The sequence below is a fragment of the Rhizobium leucaenae USDA 9039 genome (assembly GCF_000426285.1).
Lineage (GTDB): Bacteria > Pseudomonadota > Alphaproteobacteria > Rhizobiales > Rhizobiaceae > Rhizobium > Rhizobium leucaenae.
The window spans coordinates 34,956-45,737 of the sequence record NZ_AUFB01000030.1 but is presented as its reverse complement, the minus strand read 5'-3'; the positions used below and the strand labels follow the sequence as shown (position 1 = coordinate 45,737).

6 protein-coding genes and 1 pseudogene are annotated in these 10,782 nt (G+C 58.2%); 6 read left to right on the top strand and 1 reads right to left on the bottom strand.

Going from position 1 to position 10,782, the window contains the following annotated elements:
• The 6 genes and pseudogenes from K290_RS35230 to K290_RS0128250 all read left to right on the top strand — a co-directional run.
• On the top strand, nucleotides 1-2,850 hold a 2,850-nt coding region (locus tag K290_RS35230; protein WP_154668690.1), incomplete at its 5' end, for a beta strand repeat-containing protein.
• Nucleotides 2,851-3,142: 292 nt separating this feature from the next.
• Nucleotides 3,143-3,670: pseudogene (locus tag K290_RS35225) on the top strand (amino acid ABC transporter permease); the annotation flags it as partial.
• 1,128 nt (nucleotides 3,671-4,798) lie between these two features.
• Nucleotides 4,799-5,812, top strand: a complete 1,014-nt coding sequence (locus K290_RS0128265) for a substrate-binding domain-containing protein (RefSeq protein WP_028754924.1) — start codon at nucleotides 4,799-4,801, stop codon at nucleotides 5,810-5,812.
• A 53-nt stretch (nucleotides 5,813-5,865) separates the two neighbouring features.
• A complete protein-coding gene (locus K290_RS0128260) occupies nucleotides 5,866-7,338 on the top strand; it encodes an ATP-binding cassette domain-containing protein (RefSeq protein WP_037136484.1) in 1,473 nt (490 codons plus the stop codon).
• 1 nt (nucleotide 7,339) lies between these two features.
• Nucleotides 7,340-8,317, top strand: a complete 978-nt coding sequence (locus K290_RS0128255) for an ABC transporter permease (RefSeq protein WP_028754922.1) — start codon at nucleotides 7,340-7,342, stop codon at nucleotides 8,315-8,317.
• Between the two features lie 5 nt (nucleotides 8,318-8,322).
• Nucleotides 8,323-9,270, top strand: a complete 948-nt coding sequence (locus K290_RS0128250; RefSeq protein ID WP_028754921.1) for an ABC transporter permease — start codon at nucleotides 8,323-8,325, stop codon at nucleotides 9,268-9,270.
• Nucleotides 9,271-9,411: 141 nt separating this feature from the next.
• Here the strand turns inward: K290_RS0128250 and K290_RS0128245 are convergent, their stop codons facing one another.
• Nucleotides 9,412-10,617 carry an MFS transporter gene (locus K290_RS0128245; protein ID WP_028754920.1) on the bottom strand — a complete coding sequence of 402 codons (1,206 nt, stop codon included), beginning with the start codon at nucleotides 10,615-10,617 and terminating at the stop codon, nucleotides 9,412-9,414.
• Nucleotides 10,618-10,782: the final 165 nt, after the last annotated feature.

Genomic DNA, 10,782 nt, shown 5'->3' with positions numbered 1-10,782 from the left:
GAAAGCTTCACGGTTCAGGTGAGCGACGGCCAGGGCGGTATCACCACCCAGACGGTCGTGGTGACAGTCAACGGCACGAACGATGCCGCCTCGATCTCGGGCTCGGCGACCGGCTCGGTCACCGAGGATGGCCAGTTGACGGCCAATGGTGTGCTGACGGTTGCAGACGTGGACAATGGCCAGAGCCATTTCCAGATACCAGCATCGCTGACTGGCACCTACGGCACGTTCACGTTTAACGCCACGACCGGTGTTTGGGGCTACACGCTCAACAACTCTGCCTCGAATGTGCAGGCATTGAACGGGGGGGCGACGGTTACGGATAAGCTGACCGTAGCGTCCGCAGACGGAACAGCTTCACAGGATATTGTTGTAACCATCCACGGCACCAACGAGGCGGTATTGGCACCGAGCATCAGCCGTGTCACCGACAATGTTGGGCCGATCCAAGGCAACCTGGCTGACGGTGCGGTTACGGATGACACCAATCTTGGTATTCGCGTAAGCCTGACTGGAACCGGTGCTGTCAGCGGTGATACGGTGCAGCTCTATAACGGCACGAGCGCACTCGGCACGGCCGTCATGCTAACGTCGACCAATATCAGCAATGGGTATGTCGATATTACCACCCCGACGCTGACGAACGGATCGACTTATAACTTCCGGGCCTCGCTCACGGATGCGGGCACCACCAGCCCGCTATCGCCGAGCGGCGCCTATGATATCAAGATCGATACGACGGCGCCGACACTTGTCATTACGCAGAACAGCGGCGTGATGACCTTCACCTTCAGCGAGGCAGTGTCTGGGTTCAACATCAATGACGTTACGCAGGATAGCAATTACTTACTCTACAACTTCAAGCATGTTGGCGTGAATGCCTCCGGCCAGGACATCTACACGGCGAATATTCTCAACTGGAACAACGGCTGGAAGTCTGCCTCAGTCTCGGGGAGTAGCTATACCGATCTTGCCGGCAACGCCGGGACAAACAGCAACCTGTTGACATTCAAGCCGGCCGGTGTCTCCGGCGAGGCCATCAACCTCGCCCTTGCCGATCCGTCAAATCACGTCGGTGCGGTGACCATGAGCATTGCGGGAGTGCCGGTAGGCTGGGTGCTCAGCGAAGGCACGCATAATGCCGATGGTACCTGGTCTGTGTGGACGAACGATCCGTCGTCGCTGACGGTCACCTCGCCCGATGGCGCCACCGGTGCGCTTGTTCTGCAGGTCACCGAGACCTGGACCAATGCGGACGGCTCGACTGGCATCGCGACTGTGGCCGACAACGTCGAAGCCTATACCAAGGGTTCGCCGATCTTCGCCTGGTCGGGCGACGATACGCTGACCGCATCAAGCGGCAACGACACGCTAGTCTTTGCAAACACTATCGGCGCCGATGTCGTGCATAACTTCGATACGGCGCATGACAAGATCGATCTGATAGGCTTCGCGGGCTTCAATAGCTTCGCGGACGTTCAGGCCCATTTGTCGACCGACGCGTCGGGCAATGCCGTCATCACGCTCGGCGATGGCGAGACCATCACCTTGGCGGGCGTCAGCGCCGCGGCTCTTACCGCGGACGACTTCCTGTTCAGCGAGGCCGTGGTGACGCATAATACCGGCGACATGGTGCTCAACGACGGCGCGTTGATGCCGTTCAGCGGCACGCTCGACAACACCGGCAGCATCCATCTCGGCTCCACCGGCAGCGAGACGGCCTTCGAAATCGTGCAGCACAGCCTCACCCTGACCGGCGGCGGCACGGTGACGCTGTCCGACGATGCGGCCAACGTCATCTTCGGAAGCGGTGACAATGTCACGCTGACCAACGTTGACAACACCATCTCCGGTGCAGGCCAGCTCGGCGACGGTCACCTGACGCTGGTCAACGAAGGCACAATCATTGCCGACGGCAGCCACGCGCTCGTCATCGACACCGGTGTCAACGCGGTGAACAACACCGGCACGCTGGAGGCGACCGGGACCGGCGGCCTCGACATACACAGCAGCGTCGTCAATGACGGCCTACTGTGGGCGAACGGCGGCAACATCAATCTCGAGGGCAGTGTCAGCGGCAGCGGCACAGCGCTGTTGTCGGGTCATGCCAGCCTCGAAATCGGCGGCTCGTTCAGCGAGGGGATCACGCTGAGCACGGACGCCCAGGCCACCATCACCATCGACCACGCGGCGGCCTTCACGGGTACGATCGCCGGCCTTGACGCCAATGATGCGCTGCGGTTCGGCGATATCTCTGCCGCGACCGCCAGCTTCTCCTTTGCGGAAAATGCGGCCAAGACTGGTGGCGTGCTGACCGTCACCGACGGTACCCACACCGCTACCATCGGTCTCACCGGCGACTACTCGGCCAGCGACTTCTCGCTCGGTCATGATGGTGACTATGCCGAGATCAACTTCAGCGGTGTCGGCCACCTCTACGGCACCGACGGCAACGACACGCTGACGAGCGGTGGCGGCTACACCATGACCGGCGGCGCGGGCGCGGATACCTTCGTGCTCGATGCCCAGGCTCTGCACAACCTCAACATGGCTGACGTCATCACCGACTTCAGCCCGAAGGGAGAGGGCGACAAGCTGGATGTTTCGAACCTGCTGAACGCGCTGGTCGGCGAACATCCGGGCATGACCGAGGCAAGTGCTGTCGCGTCGATGACGGCAGCGGTCGATACCGCAACCAATTCGACGAAGATCAGCATCAACACCGGCTCGGAAACCCATGTGGTCGCCACGCTGCAGAACTACGCGCCGACAGGCCACGATACCGTCCACGTGCTGTTCAACAACCACGAAGAGCAACTTGCAACGCATACGCAAACCGCTGGCGCCTGATGCCATTCCGTCGGCTCCCAATCTCGAAGCGGCGCGTCTCGGGCGCGCCGCGACGCCATAGCGATGTTTCAATCGGGAAAGTGTCGAGACTTTCCCGCTGAGATCATTGTGGCACGCCGCGTAGCGTCGTTCCGCCTCCTCGAAGCAGCACCATTACTGGCCTGCCGGAGCGACGGTCGCGATCCTCAGCGCGATTCTTAGCTTCAGTGCCTTTATCCGCGCGTTCTCACGCCGTTCCATGTGCTGCTCTAGCGAAACTTGACCTAGCGGCCTCCCAGCGCCCCGATCGCTACGGACGATCTGCACAATCTACATTGAGACGATACGCGGCGTGCCTCTCATTACGGTCCTGTTCATGTCGTCAATCATGCTTCCGTTGTTTTTGCCAGCCGGCATGGTAATCGGCGGCCTCGAAAGGGCAATGATCGCGATCGTTTTGTTTACCGCCGCTTATATTGCCGAGGTCTTTCGAGGCGGACTCCAGCTCGTTCCAAGAGGCCAGTTTGAGGCAGCATCTTCCCTGGGTCTGGGATACTGGAAGACGACGTTTCTCATCGTGCTTCCTCAGGCCTTTCGGATTGTCATCCCGCCCTTGGTCAATACCTTTATCGAGGTCTTCAAAGATACTACGCTTGTTATCATCGTCGGGCTCTTCGATCTTCTGAATACGACGCGAACTGCGGTCCTCGATATCACTTGGCGCCCCTACTACGCCGAAGCATACTTATTTGCTGGGCTGATTTACTTCTTCTTCTGTTTCTACATGTCCCACATCAGCTTGCTGATAGAGCGCCGGCTTGCGAAGTCTACGCGGCATTAAATTGGCCTTAGCCGACTTTGGTGGTACCAGGTAGCCATATTTTAAAGGAATTGCCTACCTCCAGTAATGTCGGGGTGCCGGTTCGGATCCGTTCAACTGCACCCGTCACCACCTGTCCATACCGAAGACATAAAAAACGTAGCGCGGGTGACGATGAGCTTCCAGCGACTGGCAAGGTTGATTTCGCCCGCTTGTTCTCACCTCATCCTGCTATGTTTCACTGATACTCTGCCAAACACGGTTGTGACTGCGTATGGGGCGGACTTCGGCTTTTCGGATCGGCCTGATAATTGGACATCTTCATCGCAAATTTCCGGCTGTTGTCGGATGATCCGCCGCCTTAGTGAACTTTTCCGAGTGACTGGGTAGTGAAAAGTTTATTCCCCATTATAGTAGCGCTTGGGTACTGGAGGTAGCCGGAGGAGAATCCCCATGAGTGATAGAGCTATTGGCTTTTTGTTGGCCGCCGAAATGTCTGCTCTTTTCTGGGCCGCCATATTCGCGGTCGTGTTCTCAACCTCATAAACAGTGCTAGTTCCCTGGCGATAGCCATTCAAAAGGCAGGTGGTCACGAAGCCGATAATGCGCAGGACTGTGATCGTCGCGAGCGGTGCGCCCAAAACGTAACTCGGAGCATTCGCATCCATGGCGACGAGGCGAGATGAGGGAGCCGATGAGTACTGTCGCGAAGGCGATGACGCGGGAGATTAAAATTGGGACCTTCTGCCGGTGATCACATGCGTAGTGCGGTGTTCTGATTGAGGCGGGGTCGCGCTGCATGGCGAGCTGTCAGAGCCGGAGAGTAGAACTATTGCTGCGGTCCTGACGGCATTCACGTCTCAAGTCCTATGAGCAACGTCCTCGACGTGTTCCACGCGCCGCAACTTTACGTGATTTCGCATTCGGTGACGACGACCTGAAGAGCCTGTATATTACCGTTGAGTTCTCAATCTCGGCTGAGATGCGCGTATCGGGTTTGAGACGGTTCTGAGCAGGAAAACCGGCGAATGGGTGTACCAATTGATCCGGGACGAGGGTGCCTTTAGCATCGCTGATCGCGAAAAATCGGAAGAGGAGCCGATGGCTGAAGGAAATTGAGAGAAGTCAATTACTCAAGGGAGGATCGAAATGGGTAAATTATTCATTCTTGGTGTGCTTGCCGCTACGCTTGCTTCCGGCACGGCTCTTGCCGATACCAGCGGCAAGAAGATCGCCTTTTCCAATAACTATGCTGGCAACTCCTGGCGGCAGGCGATGCTGAAGAGCTACGACATCGTCACCAAGAAGGCCGTTGCCGACAAGGTCGTCGCTGCCGCCGATGTCTTCACTACTGCGGACCAGGAAGTGCCGACGCAAGCAGCCCAGATCCAGAACCTCATCCTGCAAGGCTATGACGCCATCGTCATAGACGCGGCCTCGCCCGATGCCTTGAATGGCGCAATCAAGCAGGCCTGTGACGCTGGCATCGTGGTGGTATCGTTCGACGGCATCGTGACCGAACCCTGCGCCTATAGGGTGGTCGTCGACTTCGAGGACATGGGCAAACAAGAAATCGTGCAGATGAAGGCGATTCATCCGGATGGCGGCAATCTGCTTGAGATCCGCGGCCTTGCCGGCACCTCGATCGACGCCGCCATCCACAAGGGCTTGGAAGAGGGCGTCAAGGCCAATCCGCAATTCAAGATCGTCAACTCGGTGACAGGCAACTGGGATCAGACCACGGCGCAGAAGGCGGTCGCAACTGTACTGCCGTCATTGCCAGATATTGTCGGCGTCGTCACTCAGGGCGGCGACGGCTATGGCGCTGCGCAGGCCTTTGCTGCCGCCGGCAAGCCGCGCCCGACGATCATCATGGGTAATCGCCAGGACGAGCTGGAATACTGGAAGGAGCAGAAAGCGAAGGACGGCTATAGGACATGGTCCGCGTCGATTGCCCCTGGCGTATCGACATTGGCTTTCTGGGTGGCCCAACAGGTCCTCGATGGCCGCAAGGATATACCGCACGACCTACTCGTTCCCTATCTCGCCTTTACCCAGGATGACTTTGAAAAGTATCTTCCAGACATCCCGGTCGGCGGCGTCGCTAGCAAGGAATATTCACAGGAAGATGCCATCAAAGCGATCAAGGCGAACATCAAGTGATGGAGCAGTTTTGATCTTTGCCATCTATTATGAGGCCTTCGGATATCCCGGTGCTGGCTGACAATCGCAACACCTTCATCAAGCTGCACGACGCCGAAAAGCATTTCGGCGCCGTTCGCGCTTTGGATGGAGTAGACTTTGCCGTTGGACGAGGCGAATGCGTCGGGCTTGTCGGCCATAATGGTGCCGGAAAGTCGACCTTGGTGCACATGGTCGTCGGAACGATGCAACTGGATCGAGGTGGAATAGTAATCTCCGATATCGCGGAGGATAACTATACCGTCGGCCGCGGCAAGAACCTTGGAATACGCTGTGTGTTTCAGGAGTTGTCGCTGTGCCCTAATCTTTCCGTGGCGGAAAATACCCGCATCAATCACCCGTCGCTGCGGGGATTTGGCTGGCATCGTCGCGCCGCCGCACTGATCGGTGCCAAACTGGACGAGATTTTTCCCGATCACGGCATCGACGCATCGGATATCGTCTCGGATCTTTCCCTCGGCCGGCGACAGATGGTGGAAGTCGCGCGCGCTTTTACCGTTTCCGAGAATCCGCTTAACCTCGTCATTCTGGATGAACCGACGTCCTCGCTCGATGCGCACACTGCCGGACAACTGCTTGCCTTCGTCCGCCGTTTCGTAGCCGGCGGCGGTAGCTGCATCTTAATTTCCCACGTGCTCGGCGAAGTGTTGCAGAATGCCGATCGCATCGTGGTTATGCGCGACGGCAAGGTCGTTGCTGCGGATAGTGCGAAAGCCTTTGACCGCGACAGGCTGGTCGCGACTATGGGCGGCGCGGAGCGCCGCGAGAAGGTTACAGCCGAAGTTCAAGCCGACGAAATGGCGGTTGGCGCGCTTCGGGTGAGAGCTCGGGCGGCGCGGCAACGTGATGGCACAGAGCTCATAGCGCATGCGGGGGAAATCATCGGTCTTGCAGGCCTTGCAGGACACGGTCAGACCGATCTCCTGCTTGACATCTATAGGGCGGCGAGCCGGCGTCGGAAGACGAGAGTCGAAGTGACGGCGCCAGTCGCCCTTGTAGCAGGCGACAGGCAGTCGGATGGCATTTTTCCACAATGGTCGATTGCTAAAAATATTGGCATTCGCTCGCTTTCGCGGCTGCGCAAGGGATTGCTGATTTCAGCCAAGAAGGAAGCGGAACTCGCGCAAGTGTGGCAAAAGAGGATCAACATCCGCACACCCGATCTCAACAACAATATTCTCTCCCTTTCCGGCGGCAACCAGCAAAAGGCGCTCTTTGCACGCGCGCTCGGTTCGGACGCAGACATCATCCTGATGGATGATCCCATGCGCGGCGTCGACATTGGTACGAAACTCGAGGTCTATGAGTTGATTCGGCAAGAAGCGCGCAAGGGCAGGACCTTCGTCTGGTACACGACAGAAACGGAGGAGCTCGACAATTGCGATCACATCTATGTTTTCAAGGGGGGACATATCGTCGCCAATCTGCGGCGCGAGGAGTTAACTGAAGAGAAGATCATCCAGTCCTCCTTCGAGGAGGCTCGATGACATGACGACTGTAAATCCGGAGACCGCGTTCAGAACCGCAGCTAGAGGGTCTGCCAGCCGAGCGCGCATGTTGCGAGCGCTTCTGCCGGCGCTTTCGCTGGCGCTGGTGCTGATCGCTATAGCCTGGCTTAATCCGCGCGCCATTTCCTATTTTGGTTTCAGCCTGATGCTGAACCTTGCAATTCCCATTGCACTTGCGACAATTGCGCAAATGTTCGTCATTGCCGGCAATGAGCTGGACCTGTCCATCGGGACCTTCGTCGGCTTTGTCGGTTGTGTCACGGCAACATGGTTGCGAGATGCCCCGCTTCTCGGCGCGGCCGTTCTGTTGGGATCCATTGCGATATACGCGTTGCTTGGTGCGTTGATCCATCTGCGTAATCTGCCTTCGATCGTCGTCACGCTGGGAATGAGTTTCATCTGGCAAGGGCTTGCGATTCTGGTTCTGCCAAAGCCGGGCGGCAAAGCGCCGGAATGGCTGCAGGCGATCACCTCCTTCAAGCCACCCTTCATACCTTTCCCGATCGTCGCAGCCGTTGTTATCGCGGTTGTGGTGCATTTCGGATTGATGCGCACGTCCTATGGGGTCATTCTGCGGGGCTCTGGCGGTAACCCCGCTGCGCTCAGTCGCGCCGGTTGGTCGCTGCTGCGGACCAAGGTCACTCTGTTTGCCTTGGCCGGGCTCTTCGGAGTTCTTTCCGGCATGACGTTGATCGGCATCACCTCTTCGGGAGATGCAAACATCGGCAACGGCTACACACTGCTGGCGATTGCAGGCGTCATCCTTGGCGGAGGCGAATTTATGGGCGGGCGGGTTTCGCCGATCGGTGCGGTCATAGGCGCACTGACGCTCGCGCTTGCAGCCTCTTCGCTGCTGACCTTTATGCATATCCCACCTGATTGGCAGGTCGCGGCGAATGGCGCGATCCTGATCATCGTCCTTGCTGCGCGCGTGCTCATCAGCCGGAAGGAGGCATAAACGCCATGCAGCAGATCAAGGCATTAACAGCACAGCCGTGGATATGGTCCTTTATCGGCGCATTGCTAGTATGGCTTGTCACGATCATTTTCACCGGCGGCTACGGCGCTGGAGGTATGATAACAGCAGCATTGTCGCTCGCAGTCTTCATGGTGATTGCAGGCATCGGTCAAATGTTCGTCATCACCCTGGGACCCGGTAATGTCGATTTGTCACTGCCGGCCAATATCGGTCTTGCCAGCGCGATCGCGATGAAAGTCATGGATGGGCAGGACAATATGATTGCGATCGGGCTTCTGGCAGCGCTCGCCAGCGGTGCGGCAATCGGGGTTGCCAACTATCTATTGATCTGGGCATTGCGCATTCCGCCGATCATCGCCACTCTGTCGGCGAGCTTCATCATCCAGTCGATCGATATCAGCTTTGGTCGCGGATTGCAGATCAAGCCACCACCGGGCTTTGCTGCCTTTACCAATGTGCAAATCCTTGGCATTCCGCTGCTCGCGATTCTGACCGCGGCCTTTACGCTCGGCGCAGCCGTCGCTCTGCGACAAATGATCTATGGTCGCTCCGTCCTCGCGATCGGCCAAAACATTCGGGCTGCCTGGTTGGCGGGGGTTCATGTCGGGTGGGTTCGGTTCCTGACCTACACGCTATCGGGCACATTGGCAGGTTTGAACGGCGCCTTGCTTGCGGGCTATTTTCGCGGCGCCAATGTCGATATCGGCGACGAGTATTTGCTGGCATCGATCGCGGTGGTGGTGATTGGGGGAACCTCCGTTGCGGGCGGGAAGGCGAACGTTCCGGGTGTCTGGGGTGCGGCGCTCTTCATTGTACTGCTTTTGACCATGCTCAACACGTTCGGGGTCAGTGCCGGCATCCGCCTGCTGCTAACCGGCCTAATCATCGTCGGAGTGATCACCGTCGCCGGAGGCCAGAAATCTCCGACGTGAAGCCTGCGATATGGGGAGGTTTGGCGGACAAATATTGCGAGTTAAAGCCGGCTAGCTGCCAGCAGCTATTTGCTGCGACAGAATAATTCTAAGCTTATCGCGTGGAAACCGATGAACTATCCACTGAGGCGAGGGTTACGCTCAGGATTCCTCAGGTGGCTTGAGGTGCCGGAATTGGACTAACAGTAGCAGGTCGTATGTGATCTTCAATATGGCGCAGATGAGAAGCGGCCAAGCGCGAAAGGATGCAGCGAAGAGGACGCCGGCGAGCGCGGGACTCGCCGCTGCGGCAAGGCTTCGCGGTACCGATGTGAAGCTCGCCGCCGCTGCACGCTCCGCCTCCGACACGACCGCCATCACATAGGAAGAGCGGGTCGGCACATCCATCTGCGACAGCGCGGCTCGAATGAGCAGCAAAGCGAGCGCCAACGGCAAAGTGGGCGCGAATGCAGCGAGAGCTAAGGCGATACTGGACGGAATATGGGTAAACACCATGGTTTTGATGAGCCCAATCCGACTCGATAGCCATGCAGCGACTGGAAATGAGAACGCCGAGAGCACACCGGTCCAGAAGAAAAACACGCCAGCCTCGGAAACCGAAAGATTGAATCGCCCAAACAGCCACAGGGCGAGCAGCGACTGGACCACGAAACCTCCAGCGAAGGCATCAAGACTGAAGAGAGCTGCTAGCTTTAAGACGATGGCGCGCGAAGGTCCAAGTGCCGCCGGTTTGGTTGGTGCGGGCCCCGCCGGACCAGGGGGGATGCGAGTATAAAGAACGCCGCCCAGGACGCCAACGACGGCATAGAGAAGGAACATCAGCTTGATGGCGGTCAGCTGCGCCAGCCCAAATCCGGCCATAAGTTCCGGTACTGCAGCGGCCAGCGCCCCAACGGCGCTTGCTAGCGCCCCGACGAGGCTGTAGCGCGCGAACATTCGTGTTCGATCGAGACTGGCCACTTCGCCAGCGAGCACGGCATGCTCAAGTGGCACGAAGATGCTCACGCTGCCCGCCGACGGATTGATCGTTCCGGCAAGCGCGATCACCAGGAGCAGTGCATAATTATTGACCATCGACATGAGGAGACCAGTCACGACCATCAGGCTGGCGGCGGCCAGCAGCAAGCCACGACGATCTTGATGTGCACCAAGAAATCCAATGACGATCGTCAGGAGTGCAGAGCCAAAGAGAGACGCCGCGGCGATGACGCCGACTTGCTGAGGTGAGAAGCCCAGAGCAAGGAGATAGACCGGCAACAGGATAGCAACGAAGGCGTCGCCGAAGTCGCGCAAAGAGCGCGCAGCGAGAAGCCATGTAGCCGGGTGAATGCCTTGCATCTCTCTCATTGCTCGCGATTGCGTTCTCTACACCGACCCCATGCATAGGCCAGCCCAAGGATTGAGCAGGCGGCGAGGACTGTCAGAATACCGGCCTTGCAGCGGAACACCGCGACAATCGCGCCTGGGGTCAGGATCAGGGACGGCACGTAATCAATTCCGAAGATCAATCTT

What these genes read in the sequence shown, in the direction of transcription:
- K290_RS0128265 (WP_028754924.1), top strand. Translation starts at nt 4,799, where the DNA reads ATGGGTAAATTATTCATTCTTGGTGTGCTTGCCGCTACGCTTGCTTCC.
- K290_RS0128255 (WP_028754922.1), top strand. Translation starts at nt 7,340, where the DNA reads ATGACGACTGTAAATCCGGAGACCGCGTTCAGAACCGCAGCTAGAGGG.
- K290_RS0128250 (WP_028754921.1), top strand. Translation starts at nt 8,323, where the DNA reads ATGCAGCAGATCAAGGCATTAACAGCACAGCCGTGGATATGGTCCTTT.
- K290_RS0128245 (WP_028754920.1), bottom strand. Translation starts at nt 10,617, where the DNA reads ATGAGAGAGATGCAAGGCATTCACCCGGCTACATGGCTTCTCGCTGCG.